The sequence below is a fragment of the Bradyrhizobium sp. 33ap4 genome (genome assembly GCF_032654765.1).
Taxonomy (GTDB): Bacteria; Pseudomonadota; Alphaproteobacteria; order Rhizobiales; family Xanthobacteraceae; genus Bradyrhizobium; species Bradyrhizobium australafricanum.
The window spans coordinates 91875-114789 of sequence record NZ_JAUMTJ010000014.1 but is presented as its reverse complement, the minus strand read 5'-3'; the positions used below and the strand labels follow the sequence as shown (position 1 = coordinate 114789).

The 22915-nt window shown below is 65.0% G+C and carries 27 protein-coding genes and 3 pseudogenes; 15 read left to right on the top strand and 15 right to left on the bottom strand.

The window, feature by feature from the left end:
* Positions 1-4 precede the first annotated feature (4 nt).
* Positions 5-1519, bottom strand: a complete 1515-nt coding sequence (locus tag Q2M23_RS13230; RefSeq protein WP_316395830.1) for a PLP-dependent aminotransferase family protein — start codon at positions 1517-1519, stop codon at positions 5-7.
* A 105-nt stretch (positions 1520-1624) separates the two neighbouring features.
* On the opposite strand from Q2M23_RS13230, the gene Q2M23_RS13225 reads away from it, so the two are divergent.
* The 3 genes and pseudogenes from Q2M23_RS13225 to Q2M23_RS43990 form a co-directional block, all read left to right on the top strand.
* Entirely contained in the window at positions 1625-2317 is a 693-nt protein-coding gene (locus Q2M23_RS13225; protein WP_371852173.1) for a pyridoxamine 5'-phosphate oxidase family protein, read from the top strand.
* Between the two features lie 54 nt (positions 2318-2371).
* A pseudogene (locus tag Q2M23_RS43995) lies at positions 2372-2923 on the top strand (M20/M25/M40 family metallo-hydrolase); the annotation flags it as partial.
* A gap of 74 nt (positions 2924-2997) precedes the next feature.
* Positions 2998-3654, top strand: a pseudogene (locus tag Q2M23_RS43990) (M20/M25/M40 family metallo-hydrolase); the annotation flags it as partial.
* A gap of 204 nt (positions 3655-3858) precedes the next feature.
* On the opposite strand, the gene Q2M23_RS13215 reads toward Q2M23_RS43990, so the two are convergent.
* Complete coding sequence (locus Q2M23_RS13215; RefSeq protein WP_316395829.1) at positions 3859-4644, bottom strand: cobalamin-binding protein; 786 nt, start codon at positions 4642-4644, stop codon at positions 3859-3861.
* 149 nt (positions 4645-4793) lie between these two features.
* Between Q2M23_RS13215 and Q2M23_RS13210 the strand changes: the two genes are divergently transcribed.
* Together Q2M23_RS13210 and Q2M23_RS13205 are read left to right on the top strand one after the other, a co-directional pair.
* The gene (locus Q2M23_RS13210; RefSeq protein ID WP_057019919.1) at positions 4794-5192 is read left to right on the top strand and encodes a PaaI family thioesterase; all 399 of its coding nucleotides are present in this window, start codon (positions 4794-4796) and stop codon (positions 5190-5192) included.
* Between the two features lie 140 nt (positions 5193-5332).
* Positions 5333-5899, top strand: a complete 567-nt coding sequence (locus tag Q2M23_RS13205) for a GNAT family N-acetyltransferase (RefSeq protein WP_316395828.1) — start codon at positions 5333-5335, stop codon at positions 5897-5899.
* A gap of 192 nt (positions 5900-6091) precedes the next feature.
* On the opposite strand, the gene Q2M23_RS13200 is transcribed toward Q2M23_RS13205, so the two are convergent.
* The 3 genes from Q2M23_RS13200 to Q2M23_RS13190 all read right to left on the bottom strand — a co-directional run bounded on the left by Q2M23_RS13200 (position 6092) and on the right by Q2M23_RS13190 (position 7580).
* The gene (locus Q2M23_RS13200; protein ID WP_016843036.1) at positions 6092-6400 is read right to left on the bottom strand and encodes a hypothetical protein; all 309 of its coding nucleotides are present in this window, start codon (positions 6398-6400) and stop codon (positions 6092-6094) included.
* Positions 6401-6489: 89 nt separating this feature from the next.
* Positions 6490-6789, bottom strand: coding sequence for a putative quinol monooxygenase (locus Q2M23_RS13195; RefSeq protein ID WP_076832055.1), 300 nt, complete (start codon positions 6787-6789; stop codon positions 6490-6492).
* Between the two features lie 107 nt (positions 6790-6896).
* Entirely contained in the window at positions 6897-7580 is a 684-nt protein-coding gene (locus Q2M23_RS13190; RefSeq protein ID WP_057020059.1) for a DUF2161 domain-containing phosphodiesterase, read from the bottom strand.
* Positions 7581-7713: 133 nt separating this feature from the next.
* On the opposite strand from Q2M23_RS13190, the gene Q2M23_RS13185 reads away from it, so the two are divergent.
* On the top strand, positions 7714-8058 hold the full coding sequence (locus Q2M23_RS13185; RefSeq protein WP_316395827.1) for a hypothetical protein: 345 nt from the start codon (positions 7714-7716) through the stop codon (positions 8056-8058).
* A gap of 28 nt (positions 8059-8086) precedes the next feature.
* On the opposite strand, the pseudogene Q2M23_RS13180 reads toward Q2M23_RS13185, so the two are convergent.
* The 3 genes and pseudogenes from Q2M23_RS13180 to fabG form a co-directional block, all read right to left on the bottom strand.
* A pseudogene (locus tag Q2M23_RS13180) lies at positions 8087-8283 on the bottom strand (hypothetical protein).
* Between the two features lie 53 nt (positions 8284-8336).
* Entirely contained in the window at positions 8337-8546 is a 210-nt protein-coding gene (locus Q2M23_RS13175) for a hypothetical protein (RefSeq protein WP_371852171.1), read from the bottom strand.
* A 49-nt stretch (positions 8547-8595) separates the two neighbouring features.
* Positions 8596-9276, bottom strand: coding sequence for a 3-oxoacyl-ACP reductase FabG (fabG, locus tag Q2M23_RS13170; RefSeq protein ID WP_316395826.1), 681 nt, complete (start codon positions 9274-9276; stop codon positions 8596-8598).
* 125 nt (positions 9277-9401) lie between these two features.
* On the opposite strand from fabG, the gene Q2M23_RS13165 reads away from it, so the two are divergent.
* Both Q2M23_RS13165 and Q2M23_RS13160 read left to right on the top strand, forming a co-directional pair.
* A complete protein-coding gene (locus Q2M23_RS13165) occupies positions 9402-10091 on the top strand; it encodes an SGNH/GDSL hydrolase family protein (protein ID WP_316395825.1) in 690 nt (229 codons plus the stop codon).
* 138 nt (positions 10092-10229) lie between these two features.
* A complete protein-coding gene (locus tag Q2M23_RS13160) occupies positions 10230-10436 on the top strand; it encodes a hypothetical protein (protein WP_035634033.1) in 207 nt (68 codons plus the stop codon).
* Between the two features lie 84 nt (positions 10437-10520).
* Here the strand turns inward: Q2M23_RS13160 and Q2M23_RS13155 are convergent, their stop codons facing one another.
* Positions 10521-11264: a tyrosine-protein phosphatase gene (locus tag Q2M23_RS13155; RefSeq protein WP_076832061.1), complete on the bottom strand. Its 744-nt coding sequence runs from the start codon at positions 11262-11264 to the stop codon at positions 10521-10523.
* An 85-nt stretch (positions 11265-11349) separates the two neighbouring features.
* Between Q2M23_RS13155 and Q2M23_RS13150 the strand changes: the two genes are divergently transcribed.
* A complete protein-coding gene (locus tag Q2M23_RS13150) occupies positions 11350-11661 on the top strand; it encodes an MliC family protein (protein WP_057019926.1) in 312 nt (103 codons plus the stop codon).
* Positions 11662-11751: 90 nt separating this feature from the next.
* Here the strand turns inward: Q2M23_RS13150 and Q2M23_RS13145 are convergent, their stop codons facing one another.
* Positions 11752-11964 (bottom strand): DUF2735 domain-containing protein, encoded by a 213-nt coding sequence (locus Q2M23_RS13145; RefSeq protein ID WP_051002896.1) that lies wholly within the window; start codon positions 11962-11964, stop codon positions 11752-11754.
* 539 nt (positions 11965-12503) lie between these two features.
* On the opposite strand from Q2M23_RS13145, the gene Q2M23_RS13140 reads away from it, so the two are divergent.
* The 5 genes from Q2M23_RS13140 to Q2M23_RS13120 all read left to right on the top strand — a co-directional run bounded on the left by Q2M23_RS13140 (position 12504) and on the right by Q2M23_RS13120 (position 16184).
* Entirely contained in the window at positions 12504-13538 is a 1035-nt protein-coding gene (locus Q2M23_RS13140; protein WP_024581543.1) for a glutamine synthetase beta-grasp domain-containing protein, read from the top strand.
* Positions 13539-13720: 182 nt separating this feature from the next.
* Positions 13721-14425, top strand: coding sequence for a GrlR family regulatory protein (locus Q2M23_RS13135; protein ID WP_316395824.1), 705 nt, complete (start codon positions 13721-13723; stop codon positions 14423-14425).
* Positions 14426-14430: 5 nt separating this feature from the next.
* Positions 14431-15117, top strand: coding sequence for a substrate-binding domain-containing protein (locus Q2M23_RS13130; protein WP_316395823.1), 687 nt, complete (start codon positions 14431-14433; stop codon positions 15115-15117).
* Positions 15118-15149: 32 nt separating this feature from the next.
* Positions 15150-15971 carry a tetratricopeptide repeat protein gene (locus tag Q2M23_RS13125; protein WP_141340479.1) on the top strand — a complete coding sequence of 274 codons (822 nt, stop codon included), beginning with the start codon at positions 15150-15152 and terminating at the stop codon, positions 15969-15971.
* 63 nt (positions 15972-16034) lie between these two features.
* Complete coding sequence (locus Q2M23_RS13120; RefSeq protein ID WP_092086355.1) at positions 16035-16184, top strand: hypothetical protein; 150 nt, start codon at positions 16035-16037, stop codon at positions 16182-16184.
* A 16-nt stretch (positions 16185-16200) separates the two neighbouring features.
* Here the strand turns inward: Q2M23_RS13120 and Q2M23_RS13115 are convergent, their stop codons facing one another.
* The 4 genes from Q2M23_RS13115 to Q2M23_RS13100 all read right to left on the bottom strand — a co-directional run bounded on the left by Q2M23_RS13115 (position 16201) and on the right by Q2M23_RS13100 (position 21362).
* Positions 16201-16818: an Isoquinoline 1-oxidoreductase subunit gene (locus Q2M23_RS13115; protein ID WP_316395821.1), complete on the bottom strand. Its 618-nt coding sequence runs from the start codon at positions 16816-16818 to the stop codon at positions 16201-16203.
* 11 nt (positions 16819-16829) lie between these two features.
* Complete coding sequence (locus Q2M23_RS13110; protein WP_316395820.1) at positions 16830-17354, bottom strand: (2Fe-2S)-binding protein; 525 nt, start codon at positions 17352-17354, stop codon at positions 16830-16832.
* Positions 17351-20125, bottom strand: a complete 2775-nt coding sequence (locus Q2M23_RS13105) for a xanthine dehydrogenase family protein molybdopterin-binding subunit (RefSeq protein WP_316395845.1) — start codon at positions 20123-20125, stop codon at positions 17351-17353. Before Q2M23_RS13105 ends, Q2M23_RS13110 begins: the two co-directional genes overlap by 4 nt.
* A 145-nt stretch (positions 20126-20270) precedes the next feature.
* Positions 20271-21362, bottom strand: coding sequence for a hypothetical protein (locus tag Q2M23_RS13100; RefSeq protein ID WP_316395819.1), 1092 nt, complete (start codon positions 21360-21362; stop codon positions 20271-20273).
* Between the two features lie 284 nt (positions 21363-21646).
* Here Q2M23_RS13100 and Q2M23_RS13095 point away from each other — a divergent pair, with 284 nt between their 5' ends.
* Positions 21647-22351: a GrlR family regulatory protein gene (locus Q2M23_RS13095; protein WP_092086343.1), complete on the top strand. Its 705-nt coding sequence runs from the start codon at positions 21647-21649 to the stop codon at positions 22349-22351.
* Positions 22352-22361: 10 nt separating this feature from the next.
* Here Q2M23_RS13095 and Q2M23_RS13090 read toward each other — a convergent pair whose 3' ends face one another.
* Entirely contained in the window at positions 22362-22805 is a 444-nt protein-coding gene (locus tag Q2M23_RS13090; protein ID WP_016843015.1) for a DMT family transporter, read from the bottom strand.
* Positions 22806-22915 lie beyond the last annotated feature (110 nt).

Here is a 22915-nt window from a genome sequence, read left to right as displayed (position 1 = left end):
TTAGTCAGGTGACTGCGATTCTCCTAGAGCGCTGCGGCTTGGCGGATGGCTTGACCGACGCCTTGCGCGTCGCGCGCAGCGCGGCGAGCGTAGTCTTCGCCAGTCGTTCCGCCGACGCGACGAGTTGCGGAACCGGATGGCCGGAAAATCCCAGCACGAAGCCGGGCAGAGCCGGCGCGCGATGATAGGTCTCGGCGAGCAGCCAGCCGCCGACGCCGGCATTAGCCTTTGCCTGCGCGGCAATCAGCGGATCGGTCGCGGGATCGAGCCGCGCCACGAGGTGCAGGCCCTGCGAGGGCACGGGAACCGTGAGCTCGCCTTCGGATGCGCTCACAAGCGTCGACGCCAGGATGTCGCGCGCCTCGCGATAGAGTTTGCGCGATTTGCGTAAGTTGGCCGCAAAGGCGCCGGAGTTCAGCATGTCGGCGACCGCGCCTTCCATCAACGTGGCGGGAAAGCGGTCGAGCGCGGCGCGCGCCGCCGTCACCGGGCCGATCAAGGCTTCGGGCAGGGCGCAATAGCCGATCCGCAATCCGGGAAACAGCGTCTTCGCGAACGTGCCCATGTAGATCACGCGGCGCAGATGATCGATGCCGGCCAGCGACAACAGCGGCGCGCCGTCGTAGCGGAACTCGCTGTCGTAGTCGTCCTCGAACACGAAGGCGCCGGCATCCCGTGCCCAGTCGAGCAGCTCGAGCCGGCGCGGCATCGACATCTGCACGCCGAGCGGAAACTGGTGCGAGGGCGTGACATAGGCAGCGCGCGCTTGCGGCGCGGACGCGCGCCCCTTGTCGATGCGCATGCCCGACATGTCGACCGGCACCGACACCGGACGATAGCCGCAATGCTCGATCGCGCGCCGCGCCGCCGGATAGCCGGGGTCTTCGCACCAGACCTGGTCGCCGGGCTTGAGGATCGCCCCGAGCACGATGCGCAGGGCATGCAGCGTGCCGGACGCCAGCATGATTTGGTCGGGGTCGCAGCGCAGCCCGCGCGCCGACAGCAGATGGTCCGATATCGCCGCGCGCAACTCGCTGCTGCCGCGGGGATCGCCGTAATGCAGATGCTCGGACCCGAAGGCGCGCAGCCTGCGGCCGGCGAAGGCGCGGAAGCGCTGCAATGCGCGCTCGTCTATATGGGTGCAGCCGAGCGACAGCGCATTGTGCTGCGGCGGCTCGATCGCGATCCTTGCGCGGCGCGGCGCGGCGGCCTGCGCCGGAATGCGCGCCGCGACGAAGGTTCCGGCGCCCGTTGTTGCCACCGCAAAGCCGTCGGCGATCAGCCGCTCATAGGCCGTGGTGACCGCGTTGCGGCGGAAGCCGGTCTGCTTGGCGAGCGCGCGCGACGGCGGCAGCGGCTCGCCCGGCTTGACGAGGCCGCCGACGATCGCGTGGCACAGCGCCTGATAGAGCCGCTGCTGCGAGGCCGCGCCGGGGGTGACGTGCGGGCCGGCGAGATCGAGCGGCAGCTCGGCCTTGCGCGCCGCGGGCTCCCGGGAATTGGTCGGAATTTTTCGCATGGAATTGGCACTATCGCAGACCAAATGAGCCGCTACAACTCTGGACAGATTCCAGATTTCGAAAGGCTCACCGTGACCGAAGGCGCATCCGCTCCGTCCTATCCCATGTCGTCCCGCAGCCGCGTGAAGCGCCGCCACGACCGCGGCTTCTACGACCACGCCACCGTGCACAAGATCCTCGACGCCTCGATGCTGTGCCACGTCTCCTACGTGATCGACGGCCAGCCCTATTGCACGCCGACCTTCTTCTGGCGCGAGGGCACCAGGCTCTACTGGCACGGCTCGAGCGCGAGCCGGATGCTGGAGAACCAGTCCGAAGGGCAACGCGTGTGCCTGACGGTCGCCCATCTCGACAGCCTGGTGCTGGCGCGCTGCGGCTTCAACCACTCGGCCGACTATCGCGCGGTGATGGCGTTCGGGTCGGCCTATCTCGTCACCGACCCCGCAGAGAAGGAACGCGCGATCGTCGCGATGGTCGACCGCTTCTTTCCCGAGCGCACCGCGAGCCTGCGTGCCAGCAACAAGCAGGAGATCAAGGCGACCTCGTTCATCGCGATGGAGATCGAGGAGGCCTCGGCAAAAATTCGCGCCAAGGGCGTCGCCGACGATGACGAGGATTACGAGTTGCCGATCTATGCCGAGCGCATTCCGGTGCGCACCGTGCTCGGCGCGCCGGAGCCGTGTCCGCGGCTGCTCGACGGCGTGACGCGGCCGAAGACGCTCGATGGTTATTCGGAGGGCCGGCTGCTCGAAGATGCATTGCGGGACGCCTATTTTGCGCAATACCCCGCGGAGTGAAATCGGGCTACGCTGCGGCTCCCGCCTGATCTGTTTTCCCGATGGAGCCAAAGCATGACTGCCGAGACGCAACAACGAATCCTTGCCGCTGTTGATGAGGGATTCGATGCGCAGCTTGCGACGACGCAGGCCTTCGTCGCGATCCCCTCGACCCGCGGCGCCGAGGGGCCGTGCCAGGACATGATCGGCGATCTCCTGCGCGAGCGCGGCTACGAGGTCGACGACTGGCACATCAATCTCGACGAGCTCAAGGATTTGCGCGGCTTCGGCCCGATCGAGCATGATTTCTCGAAGGCACGCACGGTGGTCGGCACCTACCGCCCGGCCAGCAATGCCGGCAAATCGCTGATCCTGCAGGGCCACTGCGACGTCGTGCCGACCGGTCCGCTCGAGATGTGGGAGACGCCGCCGTTCTCGCCCGTCATCAAGGACGGCAGGATGTATGGCCGCGGCGCCTGCGACATGAAGTCCGGCACCATCGCCGCGCTCTATGCGCTGGATGCGATCAGGAAGGCCGGCCTGAAGCCGACGGCGCGGATTCACTTCCAGTCCGTGATCGAGGAGGAGAGCACCGGCGTCGGCGCGCTCTCGACCTTGCAGAAGTCGGAGGCCAAGCGGTCTTAGGAAGACAACTATAACACTCAACTCCTTGGCTCACAGAACGACATGGCTACGATCCGACTTGGTTCCGCCTGAAGGTGCGCGGTTTCCCGGTGCATGTGTTCGAGGCCGGCGCGGGCTCGAACGCGATCATGGCGACGTATCATCTGGTGCATGCGCTGGAGAAGCTCGAGATCGCCTGGAACGAGCGCGCCAAGGCCGACCGCCATTTCAAGGGCGTCAATCACCCGATCAACTTCAATCCGGGCATCATCAAGGGAGGCGACTGGGCCTCCAGCGTGCCGGCCTGGTGCGACGTCGACTGCCGCATCGCGGTCTTGCCGGGCTGGTCGATCGCCGAGTGCCAGAAGGAGATTCTGGCCTGCGTGTCGGCGGCGGCGCGCGATCATCGCTTCCTCTCCAACAATCCGCCGCAGGTCGAATGGTCGGGCTTCCTGTCGGAAGGCTACGAGTTGGTGAACTCCGAGGCACCGGAAGCTGCCTTCGCCAAGGCGCACTCGGTCGTCTATGGCGGCGCTGTGGAAGACCGCGCCTTCACCGCGTTGACCGACACGCGCTTCTACGGTTTGAACCACAACATCCCGAGCCTCTGCTTCGGCGCCACCGGCGCGGCGATGCACGGCTTCAACGAATATGTCGAACTGGAGTCGCTGCGGAAAGCGACCAAGGCGATGGCGCTGTTCATCGCGGAATGGTGCGGCGTAGAGAAGGCGTAGCTTCGTTCTCCCTATGCCATTGCAATCATAGTCTTGTGCGTGATTGCGCAACAAATTCGCTGTCGTCCCGGCGCAGGCCGGGACCCATAACCACAAATCTTGCTTGTTGTGCAGCGCTGCGAGGACGAGTCCCGATCACAACATTAGCCGCGGAGTATGGGTCCCGGCCTGCGCCAGGCCTGCGCCGGGACGACGCTGGAGGTTTCAGCGCTCCGCCCACAACGCCTTCACGATCGCATCGAGCCCGTCAGTCAACGCCGCGGGGCCGGGCTGCAGGATGATGGGCGACTTGATCTCGACGATGCGGTCGTTGCGCACCGCCGGGATTTCGCTCCAGCCCTCACGCTTGCGGATGCGGTCGGGCACGACCTTCTTGCCGCACCAGGACGCCAGGATCACGTCGGGCATCGCCGCGCGCACCGCGTCAGGCGTGACGATGCGATCCCTGGCCGCCTTGTGAACGCACAAATGCGGCAGCGCGTCCTCGCCGCCGGCGATCTCGGTCAGTTCGGACACCCAGCCGATGCCGCTGATCAGCGGATCGTCCCATTCCTCGAAATAGACCTTTGGCCGCGGTGCCGGACGCGGCGTTGCCGCGATCGTCGCCAGCCGTTGTTCGAGGTTTTGCGCGAGCCGATCGGCGCGGTCGGCGGCACCGACCATTGCGCCCAGACTGCGGATCATCGCGAGGATGCCGGCGACGTCGCGCTGGTTGAAGACGTGGACGGCGACGCCGGCGCGCACGAGATCGGCGACGATGTCGGCCTGCAGATCGGAGAAGGCGAGCACCAGATCGGGGTCGAGCGCCAGGATCTTTGGCATGTCGGCGGAGATGAACGCCGACACGCGCGGCTTCTCGCGGCGGACCTGCGGTGGCCGCACCGCGTAGCCGGAGACGCCCACGATGCGGTCCTGCTCGCCGAGCAGATAGAGCGTCTCGACCGTCTCTTCGGTCAGGCAGACGATCCGACGGGGAGGGAAGTCGCGCATGGCAGGCGGTATGCAGGCTCCGAGGCACATTGTCACTGATGTCATGACGTCATTCGCGCCATTACCTCAGACGTCATTGCCGGGCCCGCTCTGGCAATCCATCATGCCCGATATCAACCTCGAAGAAGGCCACAAAGCAGGGAGTGCCCATGACGCCGCTCGAAAAGATCCAGTCGATGAAGATGCCGTTTGCGGAACTGAAGGGCGTTACGTTCATCGAGGCCGATCAGGACCGGGTGGTCGCGAAAATGGTGGTGCGGCCGGACCTCTGCACCCTCCGCAACACGATCCATGGCGGCGCGGTGATGGCCCTTGCGGACTCGGTCGGCGCCGCCGCGACCGTGATCAACCTGCCTGGGGACGCCAAGGGCACCACGACGCTGGAGAGCAAGACCAACTTCATCGGCGGCGCCAAGGAGGGGACGACCGTGATTGCGACCGCAACACCGGTTCACCGCGGGCGGCGGACCCAGGTGTGGCAGACCAGGCTGGAGACCGAAGACGGCAAGCTGGTCGCGGTGGTGACCCAGACACAGCTGGTACTATGATGGGGCGATAATGTGATTTACCAATCACCACATGCCTTAATTGAATGAATCTTGGCGCTTGAATTTTATGGTGCGTCGCACAATATAGGGGTTGCTAGGGACCCGACGCCTCCTCGAGGGCTACCAAGAGGAGTTATGAAATGAACTATGATTCCATTCGTTCGACGGCCGCCAAGGGCACCGTGCGGACGTTGAGCCAGCAGGAAGAGCTTCCGCTGCTGCGCGATCACCTGCTGCGGCTGGATCGCACCAGCCGTCATGATCGTTTTCATGGCTTCATCGACGACAGTTTCATCCGCCGCTACGCCGAGCGCTGCGCCAATGACGGCACGGTCATCATCGCCTATTTCGAGGACGGCGTGGTCCGCGGCGCGGCCGAGTTGCATCCGCCGGAGCAGTCACCGGATGCCCAGCCCGAGATCGCTTTCAGCGTCGAGCGGTCGGCGCGGCGGAAGGGCGTCGGCAGCACCCTGTTCCGCAAGCTGATCGCCGAGGCGCACGCCAAGGGCTACGGCAGCCTGCGCATCACCACTGGCGCACAGAACGATGCGATGCGGGCGCTCGCCACCAAGTTCGGTGCCCAGCTGACCTTCCGTCATGGCGAGTCGACCGGCAAAGTCGGGAGGCCAAGCGGTCTTAGGAAGACAACTATAACACTCAACTCCTTGGCTCACAGAACGACATGGCTACGATCCGACTTGAAATGAACCGCGCGTATTGGCGCATGGTGATGCAGATCTCCGGCTGGGGCCGGGCGGCCTGAATCGGCAGCGTTTCCAAGCGAAGTGGATACCAGTTCGCGTGAAGGAAACGCGTCCAACAAGAATCCCAGATCAAACGAAAAAGGGCAATCCACTCAATGGATTGCGCTTTTTCTTTCAGCAATTGGATGGTGCGTCTCAGGTGCCGGTGCGCTTGTCGGTCGCAAAGCGGCGGACCACGCGGCGCTCGACTACCACGGAGCGCTGCGCGCCCTGTTCGCCGGCGATGACACGGGTTGCCGTGCCGGTGCGGGCACTGACGCGCGCGGTCTTCTTCACCTCGGCGAGCACGTCGTCATAGGGCAGCCCCATGAGGGCCGACGCGATCTCGGCCTGGGCCTCCACGTCATCGGTGATGCCGATGGCAGCGAAGATTGCTTCTTCCAGCGTCGGCGGATCATGCCGCACGCGCCGGGTGCCATACTTGGTGTTCCAGTCTCCGCTCATCGCCGCCTCATCATTGAATCGCGAGAGATACGTAAGGTCCCCAATGTTGCATTGCAATATGAATGTGAGATGGCAATCCAGCCATGCAGCTAGAGTCTCTCAATCTTGTGAGCGTCATAAAGTTCGATGGTGGTCGCCGCGGCCGCGAGAGATTGCAGCGAGCGGACGAAATCGCGTGACGCAGGGACCGCGAAATGCGCCGCCAGCGCGGCGCGGTCGGCCCATTGCTCGAAGAACACCAGTCTGAGCGAATTCTCGCAGTCGACGTGGACCGCGTGGGAGATACAGCCGGGCTCGGTGCGCGAGCGATGAACATGTTCAAGGCTCAGCCGCCGCACCTCGTCGAACGAGTCGGGGCGGGCGGTGACGCTGCCGGTGACGACGATCATGATTTCCCCCTCCAATGCGCGATGAAGCCAAGTCATCATCGCACTTTAGGTTCTTGTTTGAGCATGATCTTTTCGGAAAACCGCTTCGCACTTTTCCGGATCATGCTCTACGGGATGGCTTCTGCCCCGGATGCACTCATCTGTTGCTGCGGCCAGCGCTTCAGCGCGGCGCGACCGGCATCGGTCAGCACATAGATGCCGCGCTCGGCGCGATCGAACCAGCCATAGACATTATGCAGCAGGATCTTGCCGGCGTCGGGAATATCCGCGCGGAGGTCGCGCACCCGCCGCGGCCCATCCGAAAGCGCACAGGCGCAGGCCAGCGCCTGCTGCCGGTAGGCGGTCATGATCGGCGCCCGCGTCGATCCGCCCATTGCGGGATCGCCCTTGCGCTTCTGGTGCTCGGTGATCAGCCGTGAACGTTTCTTCGGATTGCGGCGGGGCGCCGCGGTCGGCGGCGGCACCAGCACCTCGACGTCGCCGCGGTCGGTGACACCGAGCATGCCGAAGCCGAGCCGCCGGCACAGATTACGATAGCGCGCGTCGCTCTCGCGGCCCTTGCCGCGGGCCGACACCTTGGCCGCGATCCACACCTCGTCAGCGGCGCCGGCGCGATCGACCGCCTGCAGGATCAGTTCGAGATTGAAGGCGAGCTTGAGTTCACCGACCACGACGACCGGTGGATCATCGCCGCTCAGCGCCACGAGGTCGCAGCCGCCGATCTCGCCCTTCACCGTGAAGCCGAGCTTTTCCAGGAAGCGTTTGACGGGCAGATAAAGCGCGGTTTCCAACAGGCAGGCTCCTGCGGCATCGGCCGCGACTCGGTGCGCCAGCATAGCGCGGAATTGCGCCCGCCGATGCGATTGGAATTTGCCCAAGACACGGCCGTGCGGCTATTGTCGGAACCGGGACCAGGCGCAGCTCATGATCCGGAACGGGCTCTATCATATCACCGTCGAATTTCTCGACGGCGTCTATGGCGGCAACCAGGGCGTCATGGTGCTGCGCGACGGACAGATGCGCGGCGGCGACTCGTTTTTCTTTGCCTACGGCAGCTACACCGCAGCCGATGGCAAGTGGAAGGGCGAGGTCACCAACGAGGAGCATTCGCCGACCTATGGCGAGCGCCCGGTGTGGGAACGCAAGGTGGTCACGATCGGATTTACCGGCACCTACACCGACCAGACAGCCGAAGGTGACGGCATGGCGCTCGCCGGCAAGCAGAGCATCCGCTTCCGGTCGAAGCTGCGGCTGCTGGTTGCGGACTGAACTGCCGATGCTAGTCGCGCTCGCGGCCTCAGCTGATCAGGCGATCATATTCTGCGTGCGAGCCGATCCAGAACCAGAGGTATCCTCGTTTGTTTCGACGGCAAGCGCGCGATAGCGCAAGCCAGCCCGAACGGACCAAAATCGCCCGATCTTCTTGAATTGTAGAGATGGATGACGTGAATTGCGCTTCAACAGCGCAAAGTTCGCGTCGGCGAGCTCACGGATTGCAACGGGTAGTTATTCGTAGGCAGTCCAAAATTTGGGGGAGGCCGAGTGCTTCACAAGTCGCGCGACTGTCCGGCGCGATAAGCTGCCAAAGCCTCGTCCGCCAAGGCGTCGAGTTTCCCGGCCTTTGCGTCCCGTTCGATCGCTGCATCGAAACGCTCGGCATCGAACGTTTCAAACCAGGCGCGAAAGCGGGCCAGCTCACGAGGAGGCAGCCGTTCGACGGCCTTTTCGATGTCTTCTGCAGTAGTCATCACGAGCATATGGCATCGGCCAGATCGACCCGAAAGGCATCCGGGAGAGGGAGCGCATCTAAACCCGCCCGTTCACCGGCAGCAGCGCGCCGGTGACGGCGCTCGCGGCATCGCTGGCGAGGAACAGGATCACCTGGGCGAGCTCCTTCGGCGTCACCCATTTGGAGATGTCGGCCTTCGGCATCGCGGCGCGATTGGCTGCGGTGTCGATGATCGAGGGCAGCACCGCGTTGACCGTGACCTTGCCCTTCAGTTCCGCGGCGAGCGACTCGGTAAGGCGGTGCACGCCGGCCTTCGAGGCGGCATAGGGACCCATGCCGGAGGCCGCCTGCAAGGCGCCGAGTGCGCCGATATTGATGATCCGTCCGGCGCCCGATTTGGTGAGATGCGGGATAGCGGCGCGCGAGGTGTTGAGCGCCGTCATCACGTTCATCGCATACATGCGCTGCCAGGTCGCCGGGTCGCCGTCGCCGACCGCCTCGAAGGTAAAGCCGCCGGCGATGTTGATCAGCCCGTCGAGCCGGCCGAAATGCGCGGCCGCCTTGTCGATCGCGGCGGTCGCCTGCGCCGTGTCGGTGAGGTCGACACCGCCCAGCTCCATATGGTCGGCCGTCGCCGCAAGCGTTGACGCGGCATGATCGATGCCGGCGACGCGCGCGCCGCGCGCCAGCGCCTCTGTGGCGACCACTTTGCCAAGCGCGCCAAGGGCGCCCGTGATGACGATGGCTTTTCCGTGCATGGCGGTCTCCGCATTCGCGAGCAAACGAATGCCCACTATGATCAGGCGGAATTCATTTGCAATGCCGCCAATTTCGCCGCCTACTGCGCGCATTCATCAATTCATTCACCTCAAGGATGTTTGCTATGCCGACACCCAGACCGTGCGAAACCCATCCCGATCTCGTCAGGTTCGGACATAAGCTGCCGCACTTCGCGGATGCGCTCCGGCATCAGCGCAAGATCAAGCTGGTGGCGCTCGGATCGTCCTCGACCGCGGGCGCTGACAACATCCTGCCGTTCCCGCCGCGGCTCGAGATGCTGCTGCGGCAACGCTTCTTCGGCCGGATGATCGACGTGATCAATCGCGGGATCGGCGGGCAGGAGGCGCCGGAGGAATATTCGCGCATCGAGTCCGACGTGACGGCTGAGGCGCCGGTGCTGGTGATCTGGCAGGTCGGCACCAACGCCGTCTACAAGAGCTACAATCCGGCCGAGGTGCGTGCGGCGCTGGAGGCCGGGCTCGACGTGCTCGCTGCGCTTCCGCTTGACGTGGTCGTGATGGATTCCCAGTACACGCAGGCGATCGTCGGTACGGAAGCTGCGCTCAATCTCGCCAACGTGATCATGCCGATGATCGCCGAAGTGACTGCAAGCAAGAAGGTGAATCTGTTCAGCCGCTTCGCGCTGATGAAGCGCTGGACCGATGACGGGATTCCACTCGCCGAGCTCGACGATGGCGGGCTGCTTCATACCAGCGAATGGGCGACCAATTGCGTAACCCAGTCGCTGTTCGGCGCGATCGACGACGCCTTGAAACCGGAGGCGATCACGTAAGCCCAACGACGTCGGCCCGACTACGTAAGACTACGGGGTAGGTAGGGCCTGTTGGATAAAATTTGCAGCAGTTCTGTAAGTCGTTTGCAGAACCCTTTCCTTAGAAGCGGAACTCCAGCCAAGGTAGGGGTTATGCGAATGGGAAATCTTCCGGATCACGGTTTACCGCTGGTTCAGCTTAAGGAGCAGCGGCGCGATCTCGTGGTGGCGCTGCAAAACCGCAAGGGACCAGTGGGCAGCTGGGAATTGATGCAGATCGCCGCGATCCAGCAGGCGATCTCGGCGTTCGAGGATGTGATTGCCGACCTCGATGCGGAACTCGAGCTCGAGGCCGCAGCGGCCTGAGCTTTTTTGGTTCAGCCGCATTTTCTTCACGCGAACCGGTGTGCACGTCGCTCGAAAAGTCGGGCGAAAAGTCGGGCGAACTGATCAGGCCTGCAGATAGCGGCCTTCAAGCGCCTTGCGCTCGGCCTGGCCGAGCCCGAGGCCTTCGCGGAAATAACCGTCGAGGCTGCCATAGTCGGCATCGATCGCCTCGAATGCAGCCTCCAGAAATGCCGCGCGCACGGTCCCGAGCACCTGCTTGACGTCGTCAGGCAGCTCGGTGCTGTGGGCCGGGTCGCGTTTGTAGAACCGGTTGGTCAGGAGATAGTCGTCCGCGATCACCTGATCGGATACGCCGAGTGCGTGCAGGATCAGCGCGCAGGCAAAGCCGGTGCGATCCTTGCCGGCGGTGCAGTGGATCACCAGCGGCGCGCGGTCTTCCAATAGATGGGCAAACAGCGTGCGGTAGCGCGCGGTGTTGTCCTGCACATAGCCCCGGTAGGAGTCCCGCATCACGTCGATCGCATCGGCTTCCGAGAGCTGACGGTTGCTGGCGATCTCGCGCAGCGAAGCCACCACGGTCGGCTCGACGGGAAGCGAATGCACGGTGACGTCGCTCATGCCGCATAGCGCCTCGGCGCGCTCGGCGACGCCGCGAAAATCGAACGCGCTTCTGACCCCGAGCGAGCGCACCACGGCGACGTCCTGCTCGGTAAGATGCGCAAGATGGTTGGAGCGGAAGATCTGGCGCCAGCGCACCGTCCGCCCGTCGCGCGTCTGGTAGCCGCCGAGGTCGCGAAAATTGCTGGCGCCGGCGAGATTGAGATGACGGGCAGGGGCTTCGGACATCGGGCGGGCCTGTTGCAGCTGATGAGGTCTTGGCGCAGGAATAGCGGCGCAGACAGGTCTATAACCGGCCCGTTGGGGGGAGAATATGACTTATCGCGGGGGCGCCATTGTCATCGGCGCAATTCTTTTCGAACTCTTTGGTTCCTCGAACGTGTCGGCGCAGTCCGCCTTCCGGAATTATCGCTGCGCCGACGGCACGCAATTCATTGCCGGGTTCTTCAACGGGGATACGCGCGCGCATTTGCAACTCGACGGCAAGGCGGTGACGCTGAAGAAGCGCCTGTCGCTGACGGGCACGCGCTACAAGGGCGGCGGGGTCACGCTCGAGATCAGCCGGGCCGGGCTTGCCAGGCTCCGGCATGCGAGGCGGCCGGCGACGGCATGCGAGTTGGCATGAAAAAAGGGCCGAAACGCTCGCGTTCCGACCCTTGTTATTGTTCTGCTGCTGTCTGACGTTTTTGCGTCGCGCCCCTCGATCGCATCGGCATCAGTGATCGCGGCCCGGCTTGGCGTCGTCGATGGCCGCCTGATGGTACCAGCTCTCGCTGCAGGCCGAGGTTTCTACCTCAGCGGCGAGTTCGAGCGCCGTCCGCGTCTCGCCGTAGCGGCGTCCGCCGAGAGCCGCGCGGCCTCCTGCTGGGAATTGATAGATCGTTGCCGATCCCTGGATCGGTCCTTGGTTTTGGCCCGTGGTGATCATGTCAAAGTCTCCTTTGGCCGGAGCGAGCCTCCATGGTGCGCCCGACTCATTCGCGTGTGGTTACCGTGTTTTCGATATCGGCCCGGGCTGGGCGGGGTGCAAGTGAACAAGAAATAGTCATTGCTTGATCAATTCGTGGGCAGATTCGGGTTTGCTTCCTGTGAGGCAGGATGCTGCTGACCAACGCTTGAGCCGCGACGATGGTTGCGGGGCACCCGATCGTTGGACACGGACTGTCACATGGCCCTGCCGCCGCATTAAGCGGCAGGCGATGCCGTAGCCGAATTTGCTGCAGAAACGGGCGGCGGAGGGCGCTGGGAGAAGATTTTGACTGACCGCGGCGCATGTCAGCCGCGCTGCTATGTCGCAGAAAAAAATGCGATCTCCGCTGTGGACATCCGCGGCCGGGCGGCCGCCGCAGTGCAGCGACTGGCATTTTAATTGCTTAGTAAGAGCCGGCCGATGGTGGCCGGGTACGCGTGCGGCGGCCGACTGGCTTTCGGTTCCTCACGGTTTTGCATCATCAACAGAGAGGTTCAATGACCAAGTACAAGCTCGAGTATATCTGGCTCGACGGATATACGCCGACGCCGAGCCTGCGCGGTAAGACGCAGATCAAGGAATTCGCGTCGTTCCCGACCCTCGAACAGCTTCCGCTGTGGGGCTTTGACGGTTCGTCCACCCAGCAGGCTGAAGGCCACAGCTCTGACTGCGTGCTGAAGCCGGTCGCCTGCTATCCCGACGCCGCGCGCGAGAACGGCGTGCTGGTGATGTGCGAAGTCATGATGCCCGACGGCAAGACGCCGCATGTCTCGAACAAGCGCGCCACCGTTCTGGATGACGAAGGCGCCTGGTTCGGCTTCGAGCAGGAATACTTCTTCTACAAGGACGGCCGTCCGCTCGGCTTTCCGGAAGAGGGTTATCCGGCGCCGCAGGGCCCGTACTACACCGGCGTCGGCTACAAGAACGTCGGCAGCGTCGCCCGCAAGATCGTCGAAGAGCATCTCAATCTCTGCCTCGCCGCCGGCATCAACCACGAAGGCATCAACGCCGAAGTGGCGAAGGGCCAGTGGGAATTCCAGATCTTCGGCAAGGGCTCCAAGACCGCCGCTGACCAGATGTGGATGGCCCGCTACCTGATGCTGCGCCTCACCGAGAGCTACGGCATCGATATCGAATTCCATTGCAAGCCGCTCGGCGACACCGACTGGAACGGCTCGGGCATGCACGCCAACTTCTCGACCAAGTACATGCGCGAAGTCGGCGGCAAGGAGTACTTCGAGAGCCTGATGAAGGCCTTCGACAAGAACCTGATGGATCACATCGCCGTCTACGGCCCGGACAACGACAAGCGCCTGACCGGCAAGCACGAGACCGCGCCCTGGAACAAGTTCAGCTACGGCGTGGCTGACCGTGGTGCCTCGATCCGCGTTCCGCACTCCTTCGTCAACAACGGCTACAAGGGCTATCTGGAAGACCGTCGCCCGAACTCGCAAGGCGACCCCTACCAGATCGCTTCGCAGATCCTGAAGACGATCTCCGAGGTTCCGACCGGCGCCAAGGCTGCGGCCTAAGCTGCTATCGGACCCGGATGGAGCCATCCGGTACCGCAATAGGGTCCGCTGGGGCGATTGCCTTGGCGGACCTTTGCATTTTAACGACAGCGTTTGCAGGCGGCTCTCCACCGAAAGCGGTTTCGCCGCGTTATGAAGCGCGCTAGATAACGGGTGCATCTTGGCTGCCGGGGATGCGGCGCTTGTTTGAGGGGTTTTACAAGGTCCGGTTCGAACTCGGCGGCGCCGTCGGCCGCGGCGTGATGTATGTCGGCGATGGCAAGATGCTGGGCGGCAATTCGGCGTTCGCCCATATCGGCACCTACGAGAAAGACGGCGACGAGGTCGCGGTCGAAATCCAGACCGTTCGCCACAACCCCGATCCGAACTACCGCGCGATGGCCGGCACCGATGATGCGACGCTGATCGCCAAGGGCCGGCCGGACGGCGAGCTCTACCGCTTCCAGGGCGAGCTGAAGGAGTTGCCCGGCGTGCCGTTCCAGTCGGTGATGACGCCGATCACCGAGGGGGACATCCCGCTCGCCGGCGGGGTCGGCGAGGGCGGCGTCATCAACGGGCTCTATTCGATCCACATCCGCGTGCTCGACGGGGTCGACGGCGGCCTCACCGGCGTGATGCTGCTGAACAGCGGCCGCATCCTTGGCGGCGACGCCTTCTTCTACTATCTCGGCACCTACACTTCCGAGAAAGGCCGCTGGAAGGGCCAGATCCTCAATCAGGAGCACACTTCGGCGGTGGGCGAGAACCCGATCTTTGGCGGCCATGAGGTCGGCATCGGCTTTGCCGGGACCTGCGACGCCGAGGGCGCCGTGCTGGAGGCGACCGCGCTTGCCGGCAAGCGCAGTCTGCGCCTCACGGCCGCGCTCAAGCTGATGCGGCGGGCATAGGCCATATGGGCAATTCGGTTCGCGTTCTTTCGACACTGGCGCTGAAGGGCGCGGTCGCGCGGCTTGCCGAGGCCTATCAGGTGGCAAGCAGCGTTGCGATCGATGCCGATTTCGCCCCGACGCTGGCACTACTCGAACGCCTGCGCGGCGGCGAGGGCTCCGATCTCGTGATCCTGACCCGCCAGGGCCTCGACGAGATGATCGGCGAGGGCCGCTTTGCGCGGGAAAGTGCCGTTGATCTCGCGCGCTCCTATGTCGGCGTCGCGGTGAAGGCGGGGGCGGCTCATCCCGACATCGCGACTGAAGCCGCGCTGCGTGCGGCGCTGCTCGGTGCGCGGGCGGTGGCCTATTCGCGGCTCGGCGCCAGCGGCATCCTGTTCGCGCAGCTGATCGAGCGTCTCGGCATTGTGGAGGCGATCAACGCGCGGGCGGTGATCATTCCGATGGGCTTCACCGCGGAAAAGCTCGTCACTGGCGAAGCCGACCTGGCGATCCAGCAGATCAGCGAGTTGAAGCAGATCGATGGCATCGAGGTGGTCGGGCCAATTCCGCTGGGTTTGCAGACGCCGGCGGTGTTCTCCGCGGGCCGTATGACGACGTCGGAGCGCATGGAAGCGGCTGATCGTCTGCTGCGCTATTTGTCGTCAGCCGATGTGGCGCCGGTGCTGCGCGAGACCGGGCTTGAGCCTTGAATTTGCCCGCACAGCGACGCAACCTGCCGCCCATGTTCAGACCTCTCCAAGCTATTGTCGTCGTCGCTGCGCTGGCCGCGCCGGTGCTCGCCCACGCGCAATCCGCCGATCTCGTGCTGTGCGACCGGCTCGCCGCCGATCCCACCGATCCCGACAAGCCGGCCGACGTGAAGGGTGTGCCCGACATCGCGTCGGCTGACATCGCGACCGCGATCAAGTACTGCGCGGTGGCCGCAAGATCGTCGCGCCGCGCGATGTACCAGCTCGGCCGGGCCTATGCCGCCAACCGGCAGACGGCGGAAGCCGCAAGCGCTTGGCGCAAGGCCGCCGACAAGGGTTCGACCTCGGCGATGGTCGAGCTCGGCGTACTCTACGGCAACGGCACCGGCGTTGCCAAAGACGAGGCGCAGGCCCGCAAATTGTTCGAGCGCGCGGCGCAGGCCGGCAACGCGCGCGGAGTCAGCAATCTCGCCGCGCTCGGCGGCGGCGGCGCGGCAGCTGATCCGGCACGCGCGCGCGAATTGCTCGCCAAATCCGCCGAGACCAATGCCGAAGCGCAGTACCAGCTCGGCATGATGCTGGCCGAAGGCCAGGGCGGCGCGCAGGACGATGTCGGCGCGCGGGCGCTGTTCGAGAAGGCCGCTGCGCAGAACCATCCGGGCGCGCTGGAGCGGATGGGCGCCTTCGCGCAGGCCGGTCGCGGCGGGCCGAAGGACAGCGATGCCGCGAAAGCTTATTACGAGCGGGCGGCGGCGCTCGGCGACGAGGATGCCAAGAAGGCGCTGGAGCGGGCCCGCTGTCCCTATGTCATCAAGGACAAGCGCGGCAATGCCGTGACCAATCTCTGCTTCTAACCGAACTGGAACGCTCTCCGCGGCATGTCGTTGACATGCGAAAGGCATTGGCGAGGCGTTGCGATGATCCGCAAACTAAGTTCCGGCGAGTACCGGCTCTATTCCCGCAAGGTCAATCCGAAGACCGGCAAGCGCCGCAATCTCGGCACCTTCAAGTCGCGCGCGGCGGCGGAGAAGCACGAGCGCGACGTGCAGTATTTCAAGCGCCACTAGTTCGGAGTTGCGCGACTTAAGGCACTGGGCAGGCCGCGCCGGTCTTCACCCAGGCCTCGACCAGCGCGCCGGCCTGCGCCTGCGTGCCCGGTGCCGGTGCGCGGCCGAAGCCGGGATGCCAGGCCCAGCCCACCAGCGTGTCCTTGCCGATATGCTCGATCAGCTCCTCGACCTTGCGGCCGCCATTGCGCGCCGGGTCGCGGACCTGCGCGCAAATCTCGCCGACGGTCTTGCCGGCCCATGCCATCTCGCGCGGCGCAAGGTGCCATTCCGGGTGTCCCGGCACCCGACCGGGGTCGAAATTGGCGTGCTGGTGACAGATCGAGCAGCGCATGGCGTCCTTGCCGTGGCCGTCCGCACCGCGCGTCACCGGCGGCTGATGCATGCGGCTGATGTCGCCCTGCCGCGGGCTGTCGCCGGCGGGATGGCAATTGGTGCAGCGCGGATGCGTCAACACCTTGCCGAGCTCGGTGAAGATCGCCGCCGAGCGCTGCTCGACATTCTCGATGCCGGCAAAGCTTTCCGGCGAGGCGAGGGCGTGGCTCGCGCTTTCCGACGCCGCGTAGCCTGCGCACAGGCTGGTCGCGAGCGCCGTCAGCACCGCAACGATCCGAAACCGCGTTTGCGATGGCATTGCTCGCGCGCTCACTTGCTGGCGGTCAGATAGCGTTTGGAATCGGCGAGGATCACGTCGCGCACCGCCTGATGATACTTGATGTAGCCGGTGCAGCGGCACAGATGGCCGTCGAGCGCATCCGCAATGACGCTCTCGAGCTGGTCCCGCGCCACCGGCGTCTTCGCCAGCCGTTCGAGCAGCACCTGGCCTTCGTTGAGGAAACCGGCGGTGCAATAGCCGCACTGGAACGCGAAGTGGTCGATGAAGGCGCGCTGCAACGCCGAGAGTTCGCCGTCCCTGGCGTGGCCCTCGACGGTGCGGATCGCCTTGCCGTCGAAATTGGCCGCCGGCACCACGCAGGTCGGGGTGGTGTAGCTCGTGCCGTCGGGATTATCGATGATAACGGCACAGCTCAGGCATTGCGCGGCGCCGCAGCCGAACTTGGTGCCGGTCATCCCGAGCATTTCCCGAAGGAAATCGTTCATCGAGAGGTCGTCGCGGACCTCGATCGGACCGTGCTTCTGGCCGTTGATGGTGAGGTTGAGCATCGTCACGCCAGCGCTCCCTTGAGCAGGCTTGTTGTCACCGGCAGTGAGCGGAAGCGGTGGCCGGTGGCATCGTTGATGGCGTTGAGCAGCGCCGGCACGATCGGGATCATCACCACCTCGGCCATGCCCTTCGGCGGCTCGTCCGGCGTCAGCGGCGGCAGCATCTCGATCTCGAGATCGTGCAGCGGCAGGTCGGAGCCGCGCGCGATCAGGTACTGGCCGAGATTCCACTGCCCGTTGCCGGGCCCGCCCTCGAACGGCGGCAGGGTTTCCAGCAGGGCGTAGCCGACGCCCATCGCGAACCCGCCATGCGACTGGCCGAGCACCACTTCAGGCACCAGCGCCTGGCCGCATTCGAACACGCTGTAGGCATTGGCGATGCGCAAGCTGCCGGTCGCGCGCTCGATCTCGACGCGGACCAGCGTGCCGCACATCGAGGTGTAGGCGGTGCCGATCCGGTTGTTGTCGGTCGGTGGAAATTTCACGCTTGTTCGGTCGATCCGCTCGAACTGGCTCCGGCCGCGACGAATAGCGAGCGCGTCGATCTCGGCGCGGTACTGCTCGCCGAACAGCGGGAAGCGGGCGCGCGACCAGGCCCAGCGCGAGAAGCTGTGCGCGATGGCGCCGGTGACGAAGCCGCGCGCATGCGCGGTCGCGGCAAGCTTTGGCAAGGGTAGCGGCGCGAGATCGTCGAGCACCAGCTGGCCATCCTTCCAGTGCGCCTTGTCCCATTGGCGGGTGCGGGGATCGGCCTTGGCGATGTGCCAGAGCTCGAGCGCCGCCGGCCACAGGCCGAAGCGGAAGATGACGCGGGCCGCCTCGGCCGACGAGTGCGTGCCGACATGGGCGCCGATCGACGCGCTGGTTGCCGAACTGATCGCTGGCACCCAGCGCGGGTTCTTCTCGGCGAGATCCTGGGTCTTCTGATCCATCGTGTAGGGATCGCCCGAGGTGACGAGCCCGAGCGCGTCGTAGCTGTCGACCCGGGAGACCGCGACCTCGTCGGCGACGGCGCCGAGATGGCTCGCCACCCGGTTGGCGAGCGCGGTGCCGACGCCGTTGCCCATCTCGACGTGGTCGCAGTGGATCGCGATCCGTCCCTCGGGGTCGATCTCGACCCGGCCGAGCGAGCAATCCGCGCCCGAGCCGTAATCCTTGGTGACGCAGGCGACGCCGGTGCCGACCAGCCGCCCCTCCGGCGCCTTCTGCTTGAAGTCAGCGCGCTGCCGCCAGATCGGATGCTTCTCGAGCTTGTCGAGGATGTCTGATGTGCGCACCGACACGATGTAGGGATTGCCGGTCATGGTCCGGCCGTTCTGCTTCAGCGCATTGTTGCGCCGGAACGCGATCGGATCGACCTTGAGCTCGCTCGCCGCCTCGTCAACCAGGACTTCGAGCGCGGTCATGGTCTGCAGCGTGCCGTAGCCGCGCATCGAGCCTGCGGTGACGCCGCGCGAATGCAGCGCCACGGTGGTGACGTCGACTTTCGGGATGTCGTAGATGCCGATCGCGGCGGTCGCGGCAACGACAGCGACATTGGCCGAGAAGTTGGCCAGCCCGCCGCCGTCGAGCACATGATCGGCGGCAAATGCCGTGATCCTGCCGCTGGCGCGATCGATGCCGATCCGCGAGCGCATCTTGATCGGGTGGCGTTTGATGCCGCCCTGGAATTGCTGGTAGCGGTCCTGCGCCAGCCGCACCGGCCGGCCCGGGAAGAACATCGCCGCCAGCGCCACGTAAAGCACGAACGGGGTATGGTCGCGGCCGCCGAAGCCGCCGCCGACATGGGCGAACTGCGCGTTGATGTGCGAGGGCCGGAACGGCGGACGAGCCTTGCCGAGCATGAAGGCGATCGACTCGGTCGCCTCATAGGGCGACTGCACGCCGAGCACCAGTTCGAGATTGCCGCTGTTGTCGCTGTACCAGGCGAGCCCGCTCTCCGGTTCCAGGAACATCGGATCGACCGACTGGGTCTCGAACTCGCGGTCGAGCACGAGCTGTGTCGGATCGTCCTTGGCGAGTTGGGCGCGGATCGCTTCGCCATGGGCTGCGGCCTTGGCGTAGTCGGCCTTGGTCTCCTTGGCGAGCGGCAGCCAGACCGGCAGCGCCGCGTTCTGGATGCGGCTCGGCGAAACCCAACCGGCTTGGATCGGCGAATAGACGTCGGGCGCGTCAGGCGAGGCGCCAGCCACGCGCGTGAAGCGATACGCGCCGTAGTTCGGCAGGATGACCGGCCCGGTCTCGTCGCCGAATTTGACGAAGCCGCCGTCGCGCAGCGCGAGGCGCGCCCGGTCGAAGGCGTCGAACTGCTCGAAGATCAACAGCGCGACCGGTTGTCCGAGATAGAGCGGCGTCTTGCCGACCGGGCAGAACAGGTCGCCGGTGTAGAACTCCGGGACCCGCGTGCCGATCCGGTCGAGATCGGCAGCGGTTACGATAACCGACGGCTTTGCCGGACCATCGAGACGGGCGAGGTCCATGCCGGCATAGACATGCGTCGCGTCATCGGCGCGGACCAGGATGGCGTGCGCGGTGGTCGCGGGCCAGCCCGGCATGTCGGCGGCGCGGAAGTCGGACGCGTAGAGTTTTGCGCCGGTGACCTTGGCGACGCCGTCGACACGGCCGGCGCCCTTTTCCGCCGGGTTGAAATGGCCGCGGCCGGGCAGCGTCTCGCGGGTCGCGAAAGCCGGTTCCTTCGCCAGCGCCAGATGCGACAGGCTGACCGAGATGCCGCCTGCCGACAACCACTTCACGAAATCGCGTCGCGAAGGCCGCATGGTCTGATCTTTCATCGACACCTCGACGACGGCATATCGCGCCGGGGTTTAATAATTGGTGCAATACACGCGAAAGTATTGCGGCAAAGCGAGTGCAACCGCAACGCCGCAATAGGTCGTAGCTGCCTCACTTGTAGCTTTGGGCTCACTTCAGGTCGGCGATGGTGGCCGGTCCCGGACCCGGCGTGATCAGCGTCGGCCACTGCTTGGAACCGAACGGCACCAGCGGCGGCAGGAAGGCGGTCATGCCGCGCTTCCTGGTCTCGGCGATGATCGCCTCGCGCGCGTCGCCCCCCATCAGCTCATAGTCCATCAGGTGATAGCTGCCGAAGAACAGCGCGCCGACCGAGCGGTCCGCGATGATCCGGGTCAGCGATTCCAGCATGTCCGACGGCGTCGTGGTGAAGGAGATCGTCTCGATCAGCATCAGGCGGCTGTTGATGGCGTCAGGCCCGAAGAACTGCGCCAGCACGCTGAAGATCACGTTGTTCTGCCGCGCCACATAGATCGTGTTGCTCGCGCCGTAGGTCTTGTCCCAGTCGGCGCCGAGCTGGGATTTCCAGTCGGCCATGACCGTCATCCAGTGCGCGACCTGGGTCTGCGCGGCCCAGGCGACGTTCCTGGCGAGCAGCGGCGCCTGCTTCTTGCCGAACGCCTCGAGCGTCGCGAAGGGGATCGCGCCGGCGGTGAGGCATTCATCCATGAAGGCGATGTTGTTCTTGAGGATGGCACGGTTGTTGTCGCGCCAGTCCGCCTGCATGGGCGTGGCATCGAGCCCGTCGAGCGCCGACTGCATCCGGCTGCGATAGGCCTGCATCGACCCGCGCCATGCCTTGTCGTCGGGATTGTTGACATAGGGGCCGACCACTTCGGCCAGCGCCATCGTGCTGTGGCCGACCGATTTGAGCAGCTGATAGACGATCGGCACCTGCGGCGCCTCGGTCGGCGGCTTGCCTGGCCGGTACAGGATCAGGCGGCCGCCGGCGCCGGAGAACAGGCCGAGGATCACGGGGTGTTTGTCGAGGATGTTCTTCTGGAAGATCCGCGCCGCATCGCCATAGAGCTCGAACATGCCGGTGTTGAGCGCGAGCACGTCCTTGGTCGCGACGTCGGCCGGAGTTGATGAGGTCTTACCGGAGATCGGCCCCATATAGTCGGGCAGCGACTGGGCCAGGGCTGTGCCGCCGCTGCCGAGCAGCAGCGCCAGCGCGGCGGCCAGGCCAAAGCGATTGATCATGTGATGCTCCTCGAAGCCTCGCCTGTGTCGAGGCCGGAGCGGCCGCGCGACCATTGGCGGAATGCGCAAATGCTTGGACACAGTGAACTGGGAGATCAGAGAACCGGCAGACCGGATCCCGCGTGACGCAGCACGACGCGGGCGGTGCCTACAGCTAAGCGACGAATCGGCTGCTGTCCACACCCGGACATTGCGGGCGTGCCTGCGCCAAAAGACGCAATGGTGCGGCGCTCGGCCTGGTGCTATGGGGCGAATAGAATCAATTTTATTTTTTGGATTTTTGCGTGCTCAACGGACTTTACAAGGTCGAGTACGGCATCAACGGCGCATTCGGCCGCAGCATCATGTGCATGCATGACGGCAAGATGCTGGGCGGCAATTCGGCGTTTGCCCATCTCGGCACCTATCAGGTGACGGAAGGCGAGATCGCCGCCGAGGTGATCACCGAGCGCCACAATGACGATCCGAACTTCAAGCCGCTGATGGGCGCCGACGTCACCGTCATCAAGGTGCGCGGCAGGAGCGAGGGGTCCACCATCCTGCTCGAGGGCAAGGCTGACGCCATGCCGGACGGCGTGTTCTGGGCGAATTTGGCGCCGCTCGACGACGAGGCCTTGCCGCCGCGCGGGGCGGTCGGTCCCGGCGGCATCGTCAACGGACTGTACTCGATCCATCTGCGCGCGCTCGACGGGGTCGATGCCGGGCTCACCGGGGTCATGCTGCTGATGGACGGCCGCATCCTCGGCGGCGATGCGTTCTTCTACTATCTCGGTTCGTATTCGTCGGCCGATGGCCGCTGGCGAGGCGAGATCGTCAACCAGGAGCATACGCCGGCGAAGGGCGAGTACCCGGTGTTCGGCGGTTATGAAGTCGGCATCGGTTTTGCCGGTTCGTGCCGTGCGGACGGTGCCGAGCTCGAAGGCATCGCGCTGGCCGGCAAGCGCAGCCTTCGCCTGTCCGCCGAATTGCGCCTGATGCGCCGCGCCTGACGAGAGCCCGTCAATCCTTGATCAGAAGCACGCCGCCGATGATCAGCGCGATGCCGGCCAGCCGTGAAACCGACACCGGGTGCTGCGCCAGCCCGAACAGGCCAAAATGGTCCATCGCGATGCCCGCGAGCATTTGACCCGCAACCACCAGTGCCAGCAGGGTCGCGGCGCCGAGTGGCGGCAGCAGCAGGATCATCAACAGGATAAAGATGCCGCCGAGGACGCCGCCGCTCCAGGCCCACCACGGCACCGCCGTCACCAGCTTCCAGGACGGCACCGGCTCGCGCGTCGCGACCAGCACGACCGCCATCGTCACGAGCCCGCCGAGATAGCTGACGAGCCCGGCCCAGGCCGGCGAGTTGAGGGCGGACCTGAGATTGCCGTTCAGGACCTGCTGAACGGCGACGCAGATGCCGGCGCCGAGCGCGAGCAGATAGAGAAACCAGACTTGCATAAGATGCCCCAAAACCGATCGTCGAACCGCTTCATGTCATATTCGATTGGCAACGATCGTGGCATGCACGAAACGCGGCACGAACCTGCGGAATGGGCTTCCACCCACGG